Origin of the sequence: Pallidibacillus pasinlerensis (assembly GCF_009996845.1) — a bacterium.
GTDB classification, from domain to species: domain Bacteria; phylum Bacillota; class Bacilli; order Bacillales; family Caldibacillaceae; genus Pallidibacillus; species Pallidibacillus pasinlerensis.
On sequence record NZ_JAACYS010000018.1, the window covers coordinates 12591 to 32959 of the forward strand.

Sequence of the window (20369 nt, forward strand, 5' to 3'; positions counted from 1 at the left end):
TTTAACTAATAATCATCGTAACGTCATTTCCTGTTTCACTGAGAAATTTAAAATTAAATAAACCCAAAATGAAATAGGAAGTGTAAAAATAAAAATTAAGCGAATGGCCGTTGCTGAGATGCCAAAAAAATCAGCAATTCCCCCGCAAACACCGAACAAAGCTTTATTCATTGACGATTTTCTTAACTTATTCACACTTAAACCCCACCTTTTCCCATTTTACTTTTTATACGAATTTGGGAGAAAAATGATTCAAAAATAAAGGATAGGAAACCAAATTAATGGTCCTATCCTTTATTTTAGAAAAATACATCTGGATCTTTAAAGAAACGTGTATTTTTATCAATTTGATTAATTTGTCCCATTTCTTCGTCTGTAAGTTCAAAATCAAATATATCCGCATTTTCTTTAATTCGTGACGGTGTTACTGATTTTGGAATAACGACTATATCACTTTGTAAATGCCAACGTAGTGTCACCTGAGCTGGTGATTTACCATATTTTTTACCGATTTCATTTAAGACTGAATCATTTAAAACTTGCCCTCTAGCAAGTGGTGACCATGCTTCAACGACAATGTCATGCTTTTTACAAAACTCGCGTAATTCTTTTTGTTGAAAATAAGGATGTAATTCCACTTGGTTAATAACCGGTTTTTCCTCGGATTTGTCCATTAATGTTTGCAAATGATGAGGTTTAAAGTTACTAACACCAATCGCCCGGACAAGTCCTTCGCGATATAATTTTTCTAACGCCCGCCACGTATCCACAAATTTATCTTTTCCTGGCCAATGAATTAAATATAAATCAACATATTCAAGACCTAATTTTGCAATACTTTTATCAAAGGCTTTTAACGTATTTTCATATCCATGATCCGTATTCCAAACTTTTGTAGTTACAAAAATTTCTTCCCGCGGAATCCCGCTATCTTTGATCGCCTGGCCAACCCCTTCTTCATTTTCATAAAGAGCAGCAGTATCAATTGAACGATAACCGAATTTTAGTGCAGTTTTAACCGAATTAATTACGTCATTTCCATCTTCAATTTTATAAACACCTAGGCCAAAATACGGCATTTTTACACCATTATGTAATGTAACGGTTCCTTGAAGCGATTTCGTCATTAGGAATTCCCCCTGTAAAATGAAAGTCAAAGTAACATCAACTATATTTTATCATGTTGCACATCGGTCTACGAACAAAAGCTTTTTTTCTATGAAATTTTTCCAGCCTTTAAGCTCATAATAAAAATATAAAAGGAGGTTATTCAATGAAGAAACATGTTCTATTACTCACTATAATATTGGGTATGTTTATACTCTTTGGTTGTAATAACGATGATGATAAAGTAACAAATCCACCAAATGATGCGCCGGTGGAAAATGAGAATGCGAATCAAAATATGAATCAAACTGGATTAGACGATCAAACTAATGATGTGGATGATAATCAAGCAACCGATGATGCAAATCAGAACGGTATGCAAAGTGGGAGTAAAATTCATTTTACAAGCTTCGATTTAGACATTGACTACCCTGATAATAAAGAATTTGATATTGATTACGAAAATGACGCTGATGGAATGGAAGCAGAAGTAAAGGATACGGTTAAAGGAAACGAACATTTACAAGGTGATGATGCCTTTAATCGAATAAGACCTGTATTTGAGTCTTTTACCTTTGATAAAAACTCACCGGATGATGAAGTCATTTCCCAAGTTTTAAAAGCATTTGACCTTGATGATAATTTTATTGAATTTGAATTAGAAATTGATTTTGAAGATGGTACGAAGAAAGAGTATCTACGAAGATAAACATAGCACATAAAAAGGTTGTACTGCTCAAATTTTCTAAAGCGGTACAACCTTATTTTTAGTGGAAATTTATATCCTTATTATTTTTTGAAAAAAGGATTTTTATGACTTTGAAAAACTCGCATTCAATTGTTTATTTGATTGGCTCGAGGGTTTCTTCCAAATCATCGATAACATAATCCCTAATACCATAATAAATGCTGCGAAATAATACGGATAGTTAATATTAATATCGAATAAAAATCCACCGATAATTGGCCCTGCAATATTAGCCATACTTGTAAACATGGAGTTCATACCACTAACAAAACCTTGTTCCTTTCCAGCAATATTGGAAAGGTAAGATGTGACAGCCGGACGAAATAGATCGAAACCAACGAACACTGTAAATGTTACTAAAATAATGGACCAATACGATTGAACTACGGTCATACAGAAAACAAGGACAGCCGAAACAACTAAACAGTAACGAATAAGTTTAATTTCACCCCAAATTCGTACTAACCAATCAAATAAAACAACTTGTGCAATGGCACCAATGATGCCCCCACCCATAATTACAATGGCGATATCTTTCGGTTTAAACTGGAATTTATGATCCGTATAAAGACTAAAGAATGATTCGAATGCAGCTAAACCAAAGGAAATGACAAAAATTAATACGAGCGGAATGAAAAAGATTGGGGAAAAAACTTTTTGTAAACCGCTTTTTCTTTCAGTTGTCGTTTCAGTTGTTTCTTCTTCAATCCGTTCAGGTTCGGATAATACAATTATTGATAGTATTCCTGCAAGAACCCCTAAACCACCAGCAAAAAAGAATGGAACCCGGGTTCCGAATTCAGCTAACAATCCACCAATACCAGGACCGATAATAAATCCAGTACTAATCGCCGCAGACATATAGCCCATCGCTTTCGGACGTTTATCTATAGTTGTAATGTCTGCAATAAAAGCCGTAACCGCAGGCATAATCATCGCCGCACTAATACCACCGAGAACGCGTGAAATAAATAATGTACTTACTTCTTTCCCGATACCAAATAAAAATTCCGAGATACCAAAAATAAATAAACCTATGACAATAATAATTTTCCGACCAATTTGGTCAACCGCTTTTCCAGCAAAAGGAGAAACGATTAATTGGGCAATTGCAAAGGCAGCAGTAAGATAACCAATCGTTGTACCTGAAATTCCTAATTCATTTATTAATGAAGGCATAACTGGGATAATTAATCCAATACCTAAAAATGCAAGGAATATATTTAACAGCAATAACCCTAAAGTAATATTATATTTTTTCATATGTCCTCTCCTTATCCAACCGAGCATACAAATTCGTTTAAAGCTCTAATAAAGATTATACTGCGTTTTTTTCAAAAAGGAATAAAAAATGATGCAAGTTTTGTAACTCACCATCATAAAAAAATTATAAAAGGGGGAAAAACAATGTATCCATTAAACAGATGTTTTCAACGATTTTAAAGCCTTTTTATCAATTTTCCCAACATCTGTTTTTGGCAATTGGTCTAAAATAATAAATGATTTCGGGATTTTATAATTCGCTAACTTTAGCTTACAAAAATGAATTAGTTCAGTTTCTTCAATTTGTTGATTATTTTTTAATGAAATAAATGCGGTAACTTTCTCGCCCCATTTTTCATCAGGAATTCCAACTACAGCTACTTCATCAATTATTGGATGTTCAATTAATGTTTGCTCAACTTCAATTGGATAAACATTTTCACCGCCGGTTATAATCATATCTTTTTTACGGCCGACAATATAATAATACCCATCATCATCCCGTCTTGCTAAATCACCCGTATGAATCCAACCATCTTGCCAAGTTTCTTCTGTCGCTTGTTTATTATTCCAGTATTCAATAAAGGCATGTTTTCCACGAATAAGCAGTTCACCGACTCCTGAACCAGTGATTTCTTTTCCATCAAAGTCAACTATTTTTACTTCATTAAACATCATTGGTTTCCCAACAGAACCTCTTTTTATTTGCGCTACTTTTGGGTCAATAAAAAAATTATTCGGGCCCGCTTCAGTTAAACCGTAACCTTCTTTAAACTGATATCCTCTTTCAGCAAATTTTTCATAAATCGTAAGGGGACAAGGCGCTCCACCGGAAAGAAACACTTTCATATGGGAAAAATCAAGTTTATGAAATTCTTCTGTTTGTTGCATCATATGATACATTGTCGGCACAAAGAGGGCAATCGTACATTTATATAAATGTAAATAATAAAGGGCTTTTTGCGGATCAAATTTATTACCAATAATGACCTTTCCACCATTCATGAGGATGGGAAGGGATAAAGCATTTATTCCACCGGTATGAAAAAGAGGCATATAATTGAGCGTTACTTCATTATCTGTTAAGCCCCAACTTACAATCGTATTTAAAGCATTCCAATCTACAGCACGATGACTTAATACAACTCCTTTCGGCTTTCCTGTCGTGCCACCTGTATAAATCATGAGCCATGGATCTTCTTCCTCGATATTTTCCGTGCTGATTGTCTTAATGGGTATAGTAAATTGTTCGATATTTGTAAATCTATAGGCTTTGAGAAATTTAAACTGTTTCATAATTTCTTCGAACGAATCATTATATAGTAATACCTTTGGTTGGCAATCTTGTAATATATATTCGATTTCACTTTTCGATAAACGCCAATTAATCGGTACAAAAATCGCACCAATTTTTCCACAGGCGAATAATATTTCAAATAGCTCGGCTTGATTTTCACCTAATACGGCTACTCGATCTCCCTTTTGAATATGATGATACAAAAGAAAGGCTGCCCAGCGTTCAGCACTTCGATTTAATTCGGTATATGTTAACGTCCGTTGCTTTTCAATATCAATAATTGCTTGTCTACTTCCCGTTAAATTTGCCCGTTTCGCTATCCAATCCATTTTTGTATCTCCCTTCTCACCACCAATCTGTTACTTTTATTGTATTTGTGATAGTTACAAGGTGGTTACAGTGGGTATTGTTCGCAACCTTCTCAAATGGGAATTAACAACGAAGAAAGGAAGGAGGAGAATTCGATGGAAATTATCGATATAATTTGGTTGGCACTTTTCATCATTTTATTAGCTATTGTTTTTATTGTTAAAAGCATTAAACGGATATTGAAAGTTATCATTATATTAGCCATTTTCACTGTTATCGTATTGTATATTTTAAATCTATTCGGTATACCGATTCCGTTTATGAACGGGTAATATGAAAGGGGGCATCAAACTTGATGCCCCCCTAATTTTTTCTATATAAATGATTCGATTTTTTCCTTTAACTGTTCAAGATCGTCGATTAAAGGTGAGTGGCCACAATCTTCAAGCTCCACATAAGTTGCATTATCACCCAAATCTTCCATAATTTCTTCCGCCATTTGTGGTGTGATGAGTAAATCCCGATCTCCACGTAAAACTAAAACGGGAATGTTTATGTCCTTTGCTTGATTAGTCCCTTCTACAAGGCCATTATGATGGGCACTTATGTTAAATGTATTAAGGGCATGGTAAACATCTGCTAAGTTCCGTTGGGTGCGCATATCATCAATATATTCTTCATATTTTTCCGGATTAGGTTGGTTTTTCGTATAAATCGCTGTATTCCATACTAGTTTTAAAAATTCACGGTCATTTTCATCGTAAGCCTTTTGGAATGGAATCGTTCTACCTGGATCATTTTCGATTTCTTCTAATGTCTGATACCGTTTTTCAAGATTTGGTGTCCCGTCTGGATTTGGGGCATGAATCGGATAACCGCGTGTCGATGCCGACGCTAATAAAACTAGTTTGTTACAATACCCTGGGTTGTCTGCAACAAACTGCATTCCAACCGCTCCACCCGTTGACCAGCCAATAAGGGCAAAATCTTTTAATCCGAGCTCATCGACAAATAGTTTAATATCATCAGCGAAATCCTTTATTCCAGTAATTCTTTTATTATAAGTAGAACCACCAAACCCACGCATATCAACGGCATAAATTTTATATCTTGGGTCCATTTTTTCCATTAATACATCCCAATGTTTTGACGATGTCATATTACCATGAACGAGTAATACCTTTTCTGTACCGCCTTCCCGTTCTCGATATGTCAACGTTTCACCGTTTGGTAATTGGACTGATTTTAATGTTTTTAACGTCATTTAACACGCCTCCTTTTATTTGTATTTAAAAATTCGCATTGGGATTCGCACACTTTTTCTGATTTCCGCACAAAATACTAGATCGTTCGCACACTACTCAACCGTTTCCGCACAAGTTTTGTAGAATTCGCACGTTCCCACACATAATTCGCACACTTTACCACGTATTTCGCACAAACTCTATTAAAATTTGAGTCTTTTTTCAATAATGTTTGTTATTAATTTGATTTATGACCAAACTTCTACATTTTTAATAAAAAACCTTCTCTTTTTCGTAAAATTTCGCCTTCAAACAGCAGCTCCAAAGGCATACCATACTTCATACTCCCCAACGAACGGTCGTTGCTCCCCATGCATATCCTATTCCTGCACTAACAAGTACAACGACATCACCATCTTTCAATTTTCCTTGTTGTGCAGCCAATTCTAAAGACAAAATTTGATCAATCTGCCCGATATGTCCGTATTCTTCTAAATAAATCGACTGCTCCTCTGATAAACCTAACTCATTTAATACATATTGATGTGCCGATTTTTTCATATGAAGAATCGCTAAATAATCAATATCTTTTTCTGTATAGCCACTACGATATAAAGATTCTCGAATTACTTTTAAAAAGTTATCCATCGATTTTTGTTCTAAACGGCGTTTCATACCTTCTGGGTCAGTCACATCTAGTCGAAATAACCCTTGATCTAAAGCTTCGTGGGTAATCGGATTTTTCGTACCACCTGCTGTAACGACGACATCTTCACTAAAAGAGCCATCAGTGACTAAAACCGATTCCAAAACGACATTCTTTTTTACACCTTTTTGTAAAAGAATTGCGCCTCCGCCAGCAGCTAAATTAAACATAAACCGTGATCGTGGATTGTTATAATCGATGAGGTCAACATTACGGTATCCGCCCGCAAGTAAAACGGTTTTTATTGTAGAATCAGCAAGCATTAAACTTTTCGCTACTTTTAACGCCATAATCGTCGTTCCACAACGAAGTGCAACATCAAAGGCCCATGCATGATAAGCCCCTATTTCTTCTTGTATCTTAATCGACGCCGTCCAGACTGGGTATTCTTTATGTTCCTCCCCAATATAAATAACTAAATCAATGTTTTTCGGATCAATCCCAGCTCGTTCAATCGCTTGTTTTGCCGCCTTTATGCCCATTTCACATGTGTGATCATCAGGACCTGGGATTGGTTTGCGAAGGATACCCATTTTATTTTCTACAACGTCAACAGGAATCCCCGAACGTGCCGCAATTTCACGACCCGTCATATACGTTTCTGGGATATACAAACCTGTACTGACAATGCCAATCTCTGTCATAATCTCCCTCCATTACCCAGCTATATTTTCGTCCTTTTCATCACGATGGACCTCGACTTTCTTTACTTTTGTAAATCTACTTTGTAACGTACCGACGATACCTTTCGGGAAAAAGATAACAACTAATATATAAAGAATTCCGAAGAAAATAATCCACCGTTCAAAAATCGGGTAAGAACTCGCTAAAGAGGTGAGCCATTCATGGGCAAACTCTATTATCCCCGCGCCAATAATCGGTCCAACTAATGTTCCGACTCCCCCAATTATCGTCATTAATAATGCATCCAACGTAACATCAATGGCAAAAACACTCGTATTTACAAATCGTAGAGACATCACGTACAATGAACCCGCTATAGTTGCTGTAACACCTGCTACAACCGTTGCAATCACTTTGTAATACAATGGGTTAAATCCAAGTGATGCAACACGTTGTTCATTTTCACGAATCGCTTGTAAAACACGACCCATCGGCGAGTTCGTAAATCGTTTTAAAAGAAAGAAAGTCCCCAGCATCAAAATTAAACATAATAAATAAAAATGGACACGATCCCTTAACAATTCAGGAATTTTAAATGTAAAGCCATCATTTCCAAAGGTTAATGTCCGCCATTTTTCAGCTAGAACTAAAAACAAACTCGCAAGTCCTAACGTCAGCATGGCATAGAAGTGACTTTTTAGCCGTAACGTTAAAAAGCCGATAATGATACTTACAACTAAGGAAATTAACACACCGACTAGTAAAGCTAAAAGTAAAACTCCCATCGTTGGTTCAGCACGTTGTAAAAAAATACCCGTTGCATAAGCACCGAAGCCAAAAAACATCGCGTGTCCAAAGGAGACAATCCCTGTATAGCCTAATAAAATATCATAACTCATGGCAAAAATCGCAAATATAAAAATTTGTGTAAGTAATATGATGAGGGAACGAGATTCATATACAAAAGGTAGGATGAGTAAAATAATTCCCATCACAATCATTGCTAAATTCGTAATTCTACCTGTTTTCATCAACTCACCCCTTTACTTTAAATAAGCCTTCTGGTCTTATTGATAACACGATGACCATTAACAACATATTGACCGCCAATGATAAATCCGGAACATAATACGTCATAAAGGCTCCAGATAAACCGACTAATATGGCAGCAAATAACGATCCTGGAAAACTTCCCATTCCACCAATGACAACAACGATAAAAGCAAGTATGGCAAACTCTAAGCCCATTTCTGCATAAATTACACCTGAATACGGTGCTAATAACACACCACTTAAGGCTGCCATCGCTGAACCGAGCATGAAGACAAACATAAACACCCGATTTATATTAATGCCAAGTGCTTGCACCATCTCTTTATTCATAACTCCCGCACGGACGACTAAGCCAATCTTCGTTTTCTTAAGCATAAAATGAACGAGGAAAAAGACAAGGAAACCGACTAAAATGATAAATGCCCGATATTTAATAATAACGATATCTCCGATAACCCAGCTTCCTGATAAAAACTCTGGTGCCCGGGCCGGTAATTGGTTCGGTCCCCACACAACTTTTAACATTTCTTGTAAAACAAGCATTAAACCCAACGTAATTAATATTTGCCGAATATGGTTGCCGTACACTGGTTTAATAATGACTCGTTCCGTAAAGGCACCGAGCAATAATCCGACAGCCATCGCACCAAGTATGGCTAACAAATAATTTCCTGTCGTTGTAAAAAGCCAAATACCCATATATGCTCCCCAAGCGAAAAATCCACCGTGGGAAAAGTTTAATACGCTCATAAGCCCAAAAATTAACGTTAATCCCGCTGCCAGTAAAAAGATGAGCATACCTGTGGCGAGGCCATTTATAATTAAATTGATAACAAGCTCCATCCCCCACTTCCCTCCTTTAGGCAATTCCTAAATATTTCTTCTTTAAATCTTGATTTTCATTTAATTCATGCATCTCGCCAGAATATACGGTTTTACCGTCATCAATAATATAAAACCGGTCACCAATTGAACTTGCCATATGGAAATTTTGTTCAACTAACACGATTGTTGTTGACTTTTTCAAGTCTTGAAGTGATTCCATTACTCTTTCCACAACAATTGGTGCGAGTCCCTTACTCGGTTCATCAATTAGTAACAAATCATTTTCATTGATATAGGCTCGTGCAATGGATAACATTTGCTTTTGTCCACCGCTAAGGTGACCACCTTCTTTTTTCCAAAACTTTTTCAAATCCGGAAATAGCTCTAGAACTTTGGTAATTCGTTCCATTGTTGCATCTGAATTATCTTTCATCGCCACTCGAATATTTTCTTCAACGGTTAATTCACCAAAAATACCTTGATCCTCAGGAACATACCCGATTCCAAGGCCAGCAATTTTGTACGTCGGCATACCTTGAATTTCTTTATTTTGAAAAACAATTTTCCCTTTAGATGGAGGGTTCAATCCCATAATGCTACGTAACGTCGTTGTTTTCCCTGCCCCATTTCGACCAAGTAATACCGTTACTTCTCCTTTAGGCACTTCAAACGAGACACCTTGCAAAATATGATATTGACCGATATAAGTTTCGATTTGTTCAACATTAAGAATTGTTGTCATCGTATAAACCTCCCAAGTAAGCTGTTTGGACCACCTCGTTTTCCATAATCTCTTCTGGTTTCCCGTCGGCTAAAAACGCTCCATTAAATAACACAAAAATGGAGTCGGACAAATTTAAAATCATGTCCATCTTATGTTCAATTAAAAGAATCGTCCGGTCCCCTTCCTCTTTTATTTTTTGAATAACTTCTAATATTGCAGGAACATCATTAAGGGACATGCCGGCGGTTGGTTCATCAAGTAATAAAATTTCAGTATCTAACGCGAGTAACATGGCAATCTCTAATTTCCGTTGTTCACCATGGGCTAAATTAATCGCTAAAAAATTTTCTTTATTTTTTAACAAAACGAGATCTAAAATTTCATATGCCTTTTCTGTCACTTCTTTGTAGCTAGCAAAATGTTTAAACATTTGATAGCGAATCCCCAATCGGGACTGGACAGCAAGTCGAACATTTTCTAATACGGTTAAATTTGGAAAAACGTTTGTAATTTGGAATGAACGTCCAATACCTTTCCTTGTTCGTTTAACAGGGGATCAGTTTGTAATATTTTCTCCTTTATAAAAAATGGAGCCCTTCGTTGGGGATAGTTGACCACTAATTAAATTAAATAATGTTGTTTTACCTGCTCCGTTTGGGCCAATAATCGACTTTAATTCTTTTTCTTTAACGGTTAAATTAACCTCATCTACCGCTACATGACCACCAAATTGAATTGTTAAATCCTTTGTTTCTAATATTGGTGTTGACACAGTTTCACCTCCAAATTGTTGGTGAGGGCTCTTCAACCATTAAAACAAGATTGAAAGAGCCCTAAAAAAATTTGTTCTTTACTTTCTCAATTCAGTTGATTGTCACTATAGACACTCGCTTTCCGCGGGCGTGGCTTGAGCCTCCTCGCCTCGCAAGCTCGCCTGCGGGGTCTCAAGACTCACGCTAATCCCGTTGGAGTCTCGTGTCTTTCATTCTCATCAATCTACAATATTATTTAAACAACATCTTTTCTTAAGTAAATTTTTTTAAAGATTAATTTATTGATTCATAATCGGTGGAGCGGTTTCTTCCGGACTTAGTTCCCTAATTAATACTGGAACTGGATATGGTACCCCTTCTTTTTTCTCTAACCGAATTGCATACAGTGTTTGTAATGCTTGATGGTCTTCCTCTCTAAAGGTCATTGTTCCCTTCGGTGTTTCAAAGCTCATGCCTTCCATAATTTCAATTAATGTATCTGCATCCGTATCACCATCGGACTGCTTTAACGCTTCAACAATGGCAATGGCTGCACTCATACCACCTGCAGTAAATAAGTCAGGCACATCGCCGTCATAACGCTCCTTATGCTCTTCAATTAAGTAATCATTAATTTCATTATCAGGCAGTTCATAATAGTAAACGGAGAATCCTTCCATTCCGATTAACGGTTCCATAATGGATAATGCAGCAATATCCGGTGCACCGGTAGAAATTTTAATGCCACGTTCTTGTAATTTCATATCCGCAATTTGTTGCCATGGAGAGTTTTGTCCAGACCAAATGACAAATAAGTATTCTGGGTCAGAGTCAATGATTTTTTGAATATTAGATGTGAAGTCTGTTGCTTGTGGGTCGGCATATTCTTCATGCACAATTTCTGCCCCTAATTCTTCTGCAGCATCTTTAAACGCTTTCACACCGTCCCAGCCGAAGGAATAATCCGGTGCAAGGGTTGCGATTTTCACACCTGGACCAGCAATGGCAGATGCTCCAGCAACCGCATCTTGTGATGAGTTACGAGCAGTACGGAAGATGTATTTATTAAACTCAGAACCTGTAATACTATCAGCTACAGCAGGTTCAACAACCATAATTGTTTCATATTCTTCTACTAGTGGAAGAACAGCTAATGTATCACCTGAGCTGGAAGATCCGACAAGGAAATCTACTTCATCTTCATCTAATAATTTCGTAGCTTTTTGTACGGCAACTTCTGGCAATGTTTCTGTATCTTCATAGATTACTTTAATCTTTTTACCAGCTACTTCTCGTGTTCCGTCAGTTGCATAATCTAAACCAATTTCAAAACCACGTTCTGTTTGTAAACCATAAGCTTCTAATGCTCCTGTCTGGGATAGCAATACACCAATTACAATTTCATCATCGCCATCGCCGCCACTTGACGAGCTTGAGTTACACGCCGTTGTAAAAATTAATACACCAATAATAGCGAATACGAATAACCAACTAAATTTTTTCCTTTTCACTTATCTCCCTCCAGATAACTCATTATTAAAACTAGTAACATCATAAAATGAGGAAGTTACAAGTTAGTTACAAAATATTTTTTACTGATTATTTCATTTTTTGTGAATATTCGGTAATATAATAAATAAGAAAAGCCCTCGGCGAAAAGTGAGGTGAAAACATGATGAAACCTGTCATTCCAATTATTGAAACGAAATTAATTCCTCCATTTGTTAAAAAGAATGTAATCCATCGGCAAAAACTCATGCGAAAAATGCACAATATTTCAAAGCATCCACTAACGATTGTTCACGCTGGTGCAGGATACGGTAAAAGTACTGCCCTTTCCCTCTATATGAACAGTTTTCAAAAAAATTGTTGTTGGTATACGATTGACATAAACGATGATGATATTATTCCCTTTATTACTCATGTTGTTTATGCAATTAAAAAGTGTTTTGAAGACTTTGGCGAGGAATTGTTAGCCTATATGAACAACTTAACTTCATTTATTCGTGATGGAGAAATTCAAATACTGCATGCACTTTTTATAAAAGAATTATCTGCTATTAATGAAGAAACTTATCTCGTTTTAGACGACTATCATTTAGTTGATCATTCCTTTTCCATTAATCAATGGATTGAAAAGACGATTGAACATCTTCCTAATCATGTTCATATCATCATTTCCAGTCGAACAAAGCCAAAATTAGACCCGCTAATTACTAAATGGAAAGTAACAGGAAAATTATTAGAAATTGATAAAAATGATTTAGCTTTAGAAAAAGATGAAGTAGAACTGTTTTTCGATGAAAATAACAATGGGAATTTAACAGAAGAACAACTGTCTTCCATATATGAATTAACGGAAGGCTGGGTTATTTCTGTTAGCCTAATTGCCGAACAAGTGAAAAATGGTACGCAACTTGATGCAATCCTTAACTATCAACACACTTCCATGGATGACTTATTTCATTACTTAGCTTTGGAAGTGTTAGCAAAACAAACACCGATTATGCAAAGTTTTATTGAACAAGTAGCTGTCCTTGAAGAAATTTCTCCTGAACTATGTAATGAAATATTAGGTGTTCCTGGTTCTGAGGCGTTACTTGAAAAACTTGTAGAAAGTAATGCTTTTATGATGAAAATAAGTAATCATCAATACCGCTTCCATGCCCTTTTTAAAGCGGCCATTGAACGGAAAGTAGAAGAAGAACAAATTCAGTTATATAAACAATTAAATGAAAAAGCAGCCCGTTATTATGAAAAACAAAAAAACTGGGAAATGGCCATTTCTCACCTAGAAAAAATTCAAAACTATGATTGGATTGCAGCAATTTTAAATGAAGGTGCCGATGATCTTTTAAAAAATGGGAAGTTGGAAAAATTAGCAGGCTATTTAAAAACGATTCCAGATGAGTTTAAGCGAAAATATTTATCGCTTCTCTTTTATGAAGGTGAAGTACAACGCTACTTAGCCTATTATGAAAAGGCAAAAAATTGTTATCTCGAATTAATTGAACACGCTGAAATTTCGGGGTCCTCTTTACTTACAGCAATGGCCTATGAAGGTTTAGCGAAAATTTATATTGATACGATTCAACCAGTTGTTGCCGAACAGTACTTATTAAAAGCGATAAAATTACTTGAAAAATTTAAAGGAAAAGATGATGTCGAAACGATCGAAATATATGGCTTAATGGCTGAAAATCTCATCAATTCTGGACAAGCAAAAAAAGCTGAAAAATGGTTTAAAAAGTTAGCTGGTCTACAAAAAATCATGGCAACAAACAATCTTGATGCCCGCATGTTTCTACGAACTGGTCAATTAGAAAAGGCAAAGCAACTACTTGTAAAAAGATTACAAGATGAAGAACATAACCGAACTCTTCCACAAACCCATCGGGAAACAGAGATAATACTCGCCTATATTGAACTATGTCTCGGAAATGGACAAGAAGCAAAACGATACGCACAAAAAGGGATTGAACAAGGAATTAAATCAAAAAACATATTTGTTGAAGCTTGCGGTTGGATGCGACTCGGCCATGCGAACCAAATTTTGAATGATTATGATCCGAGTTTATCTGAAAAATGTTATCTCACTGCCCTTGAATTAATGGAGAAAATCCACGTTTCCCGTGGAAAAGCTGAACCAAATATGGGGTTATGTATCCTTTATAGCCGCCGGGGAGAATTTGAACGAGCATTAGAAATAGGTAAACTCGCGTTATACGAAACTGAAAATGTACAAGACCAATGGTTAGCTTCCTTTATTCGTCTTTCTATGGGCATTGCCTCCTATCAGTGTGGACGTTTGGAGGATGCGAAAAACTATTTTGAACATGCTCGGGACTTTTTTAAAACCCACGGCGATCCATACGGCTATACCCTTTCTTTATGTTGGCTGAGCTTTTACTATCTTGCTAATGAAGACTGGGAAAACTTTAAATTTGTCGTTACGAGCTTTTTACAAGAAGTACAACTCGGAAACTATGAATTTCTGTTTTCAAAACCTACCCAATTTAGTCCGAAAGATATGCAATCGTTTATACCGTTATTAATGAAGGCGAAAGAATTGGATGTTTATCCACCCTTTGTCCAATCAATTTTACAAAGTCTCGGCTATAACGACATTGACTCTCATCCTGGTTATACGTTACGCGTGAAAACCTTCGGTGGTTTTGAAGTATATTTAGGGGATCGTCTTGTAACTGATAAAGACTGGCAACGGGGTAAAGCAAAGGAACTTTTTCAATTTTTATTAATAAAGAGAGAGAGTTGGTATACGAAAGAACAAATTTACGATCAACTTTGGCCGGATACGAATAGTAAAAATATCGAAAAGGAATTTAAAGTTATTTTAAACGCATGTAACCGTGCGTTAGAACCGAATCGTAAAGCTCGTTCGTCACCATTTTATATCTATAGACGAAATAACATGTACGGCATCAATCCAAAGGCGGTCATTGAAATTGACTACGAACAGTTTGAACATTGGATTAAAGAAGGTTTACGTGAAAAACATACCGATAAAGCGATATCCCTACTTTTACAAGGTCTTCACCATTACAAAGGACGTTTCATGGAAGGAACGCTCGATATACCTTTATTTGAAAACTTACAAACTCACTTGCAAACATTATTTTTACGAGGTGCAGAAAAACTGGCGCAATTATACGTTGAATCGCAAGAATATGATGAGGCCATTTTTTGGTGTGAAGAAATTTTAACGATGGATCGTACATGGGAAGAAGCCTATCGCCTACTTATGTACTGTCACTATCAAAAGAATAATCGTAACTTAGCGATACAATATTATGAACAATGTTGTAAAGTGCTCGAAGAAGAATATGGCTTTGAACCGATGGAGTCGACGAAACAAATGTATGAAATGATCATTGATGAAGGGCTGGGGGTGTATTAAACCTTAGCTCTATCTTTTTGCAAAACTTACGAAATGAACACACTTTTTATATAAATTACAAACTATACTTCGGGTTTTATTATTTCATTTTCCATATAGTTTGATAATATAAAATAAAAATAATTCTATTTAAAACTTGGGGGCTGAATGATGGTCAATATATTATACATTGAAGATGATAAAGAAATTGGAGAGTGGGTTTACGAAAGTTTAAAAGAACATGGATTTAACATAACATGGTTCCAATCAGGTGAAGGTATTGAAAAGCAATTATCGAAAACAGATCTCGTGATTCTTGATGTCATGCTTCCAGGTTTAGATGGATTTTCCATCGGGAAAAGGATTAAAAAAGCTCGCGATATTCCGATCCTTATGTTGTCTGCAAGAACGGCCATCGATGACAAAGTTGAGGGACTTAGTTTTGCAGATGACTATTTAACGAAACCTTTTCATATGGAAGAATTGTTGGCACGAATTGAAGTTTTATTAAGACGATACAATAAACATGAAAAAGTATTGCAACTTAAACATCTAACTATTCATATGAAAGATATGTTAATCATTAATAACGAAACATCAGAGGAAATCCAATTAACCGGAAAACAATATCAAATCTTCCAATATTTTCTCCGGCATCTCAATCAAATTTTAACTAAGGAACAATTGTATGAAGGTGTTTGGGGAGAACCGTATATTGAAGGCGACAAAACATTGATGGTTCATATTCGCTATTTACGAGAAAAAATAGAAAAGGATCCAGCAAATCCGGAAATTATTGAAACGATACGTGGGATTGGCTATCGGGTGAGAAAATGAAATTTTTTAAATCATTACAAGCAAAATATATGCTCATTGTCATAACTGCCCTATTTTTTGTTTACATTTTATTTTTAGCAACATCGATTGCTGTATTTAACATTAATGGACATGAAGAACTGGAGACGGCTAAAATTGAAAGAGAATGGCATCGAGAGGCGAATGCAATCGAAAATCCGTCTATGATTACCGAGCTATTCGAACATTGGACAAACCGATATCCAGATGCATCCATGTTTTGGATTAATGAAAAAGGGCGCCTCACCGCACATCATAATCTTAAGGAAGATTACCCACCCATTTGGGATGCTTCTTATACTGCTAAGTTTATTAAGGAACGCTATGATAATGATCCATTTACAGTAATTGCTTTTGTCGGTGAAGAGCAAAAACATGGTTTTCTCGTATACGAGATTCCAAGAGATAAACTAGAACAAGACTACGTTGAAACAAATAGCCAATTTTTATCAATTTCAGTTCCACTTGGGATTATCCTATTTATCTTTGTTTCTTATTTATTTTTCAGAAAAATACGTAAGCGACTTGTAAACTTGCAAGATGCAATGGAGATTCGGGATAATGACGGTTTACCAATTGCAATTCCTGTTAAAAAAGAGGATGAAATCGGTAGCTTAGAACATGCCTTTAATCATATGGTTGCTGAACTACGAAAAAGTCGAAAACGGGAACAGGAAGAAGAACAATTAAGAAAAGAATTAATTGCTAATTTATCCCATGACATCCGAACACCGTTAACGAAAATTCGTGCCCATTCTTATACTCTTCAAAAAGAGACGCTATCTGAACAAGCTCAAGAATCGATAAAAAATATGAATGAATCAATTAATAAAATGGATACTTTAATTGAAAACTTAATGTCCTATACGTTATTGCATGCTAATAAATTTGAATTTAAATCAGAGGATGTTGATGTTGTAAGATTGTTACGAACTTCAATTGCTTCCTGGTATCCATTATTTGAGAAAAATGGATTTGAAATTGATGTCCAACTTGAACAGTTTAAGGAGAAAGAATGGAATATAGACCCGATTTGGATGGAACGAATTTTTGATAATCTTTTTCAAAATGTAATCCGTCATGCAGCTGATGGGAAATATATCGGGTTGCGAACAGAATCTACAGATGAGTATGATGCTCTTATTATTGCGGATCGCGGGAAAGGAATGAATGCTTCATCTACCGAAAAAGGAGCGGGCATTGGCCTTGCCATCGTCGATATGATGATTAAAACGATGAATCTCGATTGGAAAATTGATTCAACAAATAACGGTACAACGATTAAAATATTGCGTTATAAATCTTTCGAAAAGGCTGTCTAATAGGCAGTCTTTTCTTTTTTAAACAAAATTTAAACTTCCCCTCTCCCTCTTTTTAACCTTCACTGGATAAGCTAGAAGGTGAGGTGATTGGAATGGAATTTATTGTACAAACAAATAATTTAACGAAACGTTTTGGTAAACATACAGCTGTTTCAGCAATTAATTTGAAAATACGAAAAGGAGAAGTGTACGGCTTTCTTGGTCCGAATGGTGCTGGTAAATCGACAACGATTCGTATGCTCCTTGGTTTAATGAAGCCTACTTATGGTTCAATTCGGATTTTTAACGAAGATTTAAACAAGAATCGAATTAAAATTTTAAAGCAAGTTGGATCACTTGTTGAAAATCCTTCTTACTATCCACATTTAACTGCATACGAAAATTTAGAAGCATTGAGAAAAATATTAGGAGCGCCAAAATCAAGAATCGAAGAAGTATTGGCCATTGTCCGTTTAAGTGATGTAGCTAATAAAAAAGTGAAAAGTTTCTCCCTTGGAATGAAGCAACGATTAGGAATTGCAGCAGCCTTATTGCATTCACCTAAACTACTTATTTTAGATGAGCCAACAAATGGTCTTGACCCGAACGGCATTATTGAAATGCGCAATTTAATTAGGAGATTGCCAAAAGAATACGATATGACCGTCCTTATTTCGAGTCATATTTTATCTGAAATCGATCAAATCGCAACTTCCGTCGGTGTTATTTCGAAAGGTAGTTTAATTTTCCAAGGACCGATTGAAGAAATGCGCAAAAAAGCAAATCCAAAAATTCGTATAACTGTAAACGAACCACAACTTGCTTATCAATCTCTTTTAGCAAATGGTATTCAAGTAGATTCACAGAATCAACATTTATATTTATCAGAACAAACGGATAACGAAGTTGCTAAAGCTGTGAAATGTCTTATTAAAAACGACTTTTCCGTTTATCGTGTTGAAGAAGAAAAACAATCATTGGAAGATATTTTCCTGCAAATGACGAAGGAGGGAAATCTACAATGATTGGCAAACTTTTACAAGCAGATTTTATAAAAATTAAACGAAAGGGTTTTTGGCTTTTAAGTTTTCTTGGTGCTTTCGGGGTTGTCGGTTTACAAATTGTAAACTACAGCTTACGATACGACTGGTTAATCCAACAAAGTGATGATAAGTGGTTGTACTATTTATACAATGTTCATTCTTTTACGGCTATGGCGCTAGTATTAGGGATTGTTATTTTAACATCGTTAATCGCTAGTGTAGAAGATGAAACAAATGCTTGGAAGCAGTTAATTGCATTACCCGTTTCAAAAATGACGGTATATTTATCAAAGTTTACTGTTCTTGCAACTTTACTATTTATCTCTTCTACACTGTTAGCCATTTTTACATTCAGTTATGGTTTGTTTCTTGATTTAGGTGAACCAGTTCCTTATATAGAGATTCTAAAATTTAGCTTTTACCCATATTGCGCATCTCTGCCTATATTAGCATTTCATTTATGGATCGCAACGGTTTCAAGAAATCAAGGAATCCCGATCACATTTGGAGTCATTGGCTGTATCGCAACCTATTTAGCCTATGTTTTACCCGACTGGGTCATTTGGAAATGGCCGACATTAATGAATGATTGGAATGACCCGTTAATGAATGTTTGGCTCGGTATAGGATTTGGAATACTCCTCTATTTCATTGGAATGTTTGATTTTATTAGAAGGGATGTGAAATAAATGCTATTTTCGATTATGCGCTCAGAATGGTTTAAATTACAGAAATCAAAAGTGAGTTCAATCATTATGCTCGGTCCTGCACTTGGATTTATTATGGGCTATTTAAATAATGAACCGTTACAAGCTCAACAAATAAATGGTTGGTTCATTATGTTTATGTATAATAGTTTAGTTTACGGGTTGCTTTTTCTTCCGTTAATGACGGGTGTTTTAGCCGGAACGATTTGTCGCTACGAACATCAAGCCGGTGGTTGGAAACAACTATTATCAATGCCAGTTACAAGAAATAAAGTGTTTATAGCAAAATACCTTATTTTAATTCTTCTAGTATTACTAATTCAATTTCTATATTTTAGTGCGATGTTTGTTGCTGGTATCTTAAAAGGAATTCCTGATCCTTTTCCACTTGAAATAGCTTTAAAAAGTATATTAGGTGGATGGATCGCAACTTTTCCTTTGTTAGCCTTGCAATTATGGATGTCAATTATGTGGAAAAGTTTTGCTGCGCCTTTTACCGTGAATGTGATTTTTACATTACCATCCATTATGGCCGTTAACTCGGAAACATTCGGACCCATTTATCCATGGGCACAACCATTTCTCATGATGCACAATTTTACAGATAATATGGACACTCTTTTTTATGTGCCAGCGGAACAGGTTCTCACAATTGTCGGTGGGAGTTTCCTTCTATTTTTCATAGGAGGTCTGATTTACTTTAGGAGAAAGGAATTGTTTTAGTATTAAATCGTTCACCATCTAGTAGCTAGTGTTGCATATAATGCATTCTAGAATGGTGAACACTTTTTTCTTTTATTTCAAATACAGCCAATTACGAACACTAAACTAATATTTCCCGCTTGAATTTTTTCCCGGACCTCCTATAATTTTAATAGAGTATAATTAAATTAACGCACTAGAAAACAATCATG

The 20369-nt window shown here is 35.7% G+C and carries 18 protein-coding genes and 1 pseudogene; 8 read left to right on the forward strand and 11 right to left on the reverse strand.

Going from position 1 to position 20369, the window contains the following annotated elements; genetic code table 11:
- Positions 1-12: 12 nt before the first annotated feature.
- Positions 13-195: a PspC domain-containing protein gene (locus tag GW534_RS05815; protein ID WP_161920118.1), complete on the reverse strand. Its 183-nt coding sequence runs from the start codon at positions 193-195 to the stop codon at positions 13-15.
- Between the two features lie 104 nt (positions 196-299).
- A complete protein-coding gene (locus GW534_RS05820) occupies positions 300-1127 on the reverse strand; it encodes an aldo/keto reductase (protein ID WP_161920119.1) in 828 nt (275 codons plus the stop codon).
- A 146-nt stretch (positions 1128-1273) separates the two neighbouring features.
- Between GW534_RS05820 and GW534_RS05825 the strand changes: the two genes are divergently transcribed.
- The gene (locus GW534_RS05825; RefSeq protein ID WP_161920120.1) at positions 1274-1816 is read left to right on the forward strand and encodes a YusW family protein; all 543 of its coding nucleotides are present in this window, start codon (positions 1274-1276) and stop codon (positions 1814-1816) included.
- Positions 1817-1918: 102 nt separating this feature from the next.
- Here GW534_RS05825 and norA read toward each other — a convergent pair whose 3' ends face one another.
- Both norA and GW534_RS05835 read right to left on the reverse strand, forming a co-directional pair.
- Positions 1919-3118, reverse strand: coding sequence for a multidrug efflux MFS transporter NorA (gene norA, locus GW534_RS05830; protein WP_161920121.1), 1200 nt, complete (start codon positions 3116-3118; stop codon positions 1919-1921).
- Positions 3119-3271: 153 nt separating this feature from the next.
- A complete protein-coding gene (locus GW534_RS05835; protein ID WP_161920122.1) occupies positions 3272-4744 on the reverse strand; it encodes an acyl-CoA synthetase in 1473 nt (490 codons plus the stop codon).
- Positions 4745-4879: 135 nt separating this feature from the next.
- Between GW534_RS05835 and GW534_RS05840 the strand changes: the two genes are divergently transcribed.
- Positions 4880-5056, forward strand: coding sequence for a hypothetical protein (locus tag GW534_RS05840; RefSeq protein WP_161920123.1), 177 nt, complete (start codon positions 4880-4882; stop codon positions 5054-5056).
- 41 nt (positions 5057-5097) lie between these two features.
- Here the strand turns inward: GW534_RS05840 and phaZ are convergent, their stop codons facing one another.
- The 7 genes and pseudogenes from phaZ to GW534_RS05875 form a co-directional block, all read right to left on the reverse strand.
- Positions 5098-5988, reverse strand: coding sequence for an intracellular short-chain-length polyhydroxyalkanoate depolymerase (gene phaZ, locus GW534_RS05845; RefSeq protein WP_161920124.1), 891 nt, complete (start codon positions 5986-5988; stop codon positions 5098-5100).
- Positions 5989-6307: 319 nt separating this feature from the next.
- Positions 6308-7318, reverse strand: coding sequence for a 3-oxoacyl-ACP synthase (locus GW534_RS05850; RefSeq protein WP_161920125.1), 1011 nt, complete (start codon positions 7316-7318; stop codon positions 6308-6310).
- 12 nt (positions 7319-7330) lie between these two features.
- On the reverse strand, positions 7331-8329 hold the full coding sequence (locus tag GW534_RS05855) for a branched-chain amino acid ABC transporter permease (protein WP_161920126.1): 999 nt from the start codon (positions 8327-8329) through the stop codon (positions 7331-7333).
- Positions 8330-8333: 4 nt separating this feature from the next.
- Positions 8334-9194, reverse strand: a complete 861-nt coding sequence (locus GW534_RS05860; protein ID WP_161920127.1) for a branched-chain amino acid ABC transporter permease — start codon at positions 9192-9194, stop codon at positions 8334-8336.
- Positions 9195-9210: 16 nt separating this feature from the next.
- Positions 9211-9918, reverse strand: a complete 708-nt coding sequence (locus tag GW534_RS05865; RefSeq protein WP_161920128.1) for an ABC transporter ATP-binding protein — start codon at positions 9916-9918, stop codon at positions 9211-9213.
- Positions 9902-10672 (reverse strand): annotated as a pseudogene (locus GW534_RS05870) (ABC transporter ATP-binding protein). The gene GW534_RS05865 and the pseudogene GW534_RS05870 overlap by 17 nt, the downstream one beginning before the upstream one ends.
- Before the next feature lie 279 nt (positions 10673-10951).
- Complete coding sequence (locus GW534_RS05875; protein ID WP_161920129.1) at positions 10952-12163, reverse strand: substrate-binding domain-containing protein; 1212 nt, start codon at positions 12161-12163, stop codon at positions 10952-10954.
- A gap of 161 nt (positions 12164-12324) precedes the next feature.
- Between GW534_RS05875 and GW534_RS05880 the strand changes: the two genes are divergently transcribed.
- The 6 genes from GW534_RS05880 (at position 12325) to GW534_RS05905 (ending at position 20178) form a co-directional block, all read left to right on the forward strand.
- A complete protein-coding gene (locus tag GW534_RS05880) occupies positions 12325-15570 on the forward strand; it encodes a BTAD domain-containing putative transcriptional regulator (protein ID WP_161920130.1) in 3246 nt (1081 codons plus the stop codon).
- A 150-nt stretch (positions 15571-15720) separates the two neighbouring features.
- A complete protein-coding gene (locus tag GW534_RS05885) occupies positions 15721-16386 on the forward strand; it encodes a response regulator transcription factor (protein ID WP_161920131.1) in 666 nt (221 codons plus the stop codon).
- Positions 16383-17726: a HAMP domain-containing sensor histidine kinase gene (locus GW534_RS05890; RefSeq protein WP_161920132.1), complete on the forward strand. Its 1344-nt coding sequence runs from the start codon at positions 16383-16385 to the stop codon at positions 17724-17726. Before GW534_RS05885 ends, GW534_RS05890 begins: the two co-directional genes overlap by 4 nt.
- A gap of 92 nt (positions 17727-17818) precedes the next feature.
- Entirely contained in the window at positions 17819-18730 is a 912-nt protein-coding gene (locus tag GW534_RS05895; protein ID WP_161920133.1) for an ABC transporter ATP-binding protein, read from the forward strand.
- Positions 18727-19437, forward strand: a complete 711-nt coding sequence (locus GW534_RS05900; protein WP_161920134.1) for an ABC transporter permease — start codon at positions 18727-18729, stop codon at positions 19435-19437. Before GW534_RS05895 ends, GW534_RS05900 begins: the two co-directional genes overlap by 4 nt.
- A complete protein-coding gene (locus tag GW534_RS05905; RefSeq protein WP_161920135.1) occupies positions 19438-20178 on the forward strand; it encodes an ABC transporter permease in 741 nt (246 codons plus the stop codon).
- Positions 20179-20369 lie beyond the last annotated feature (191 nt).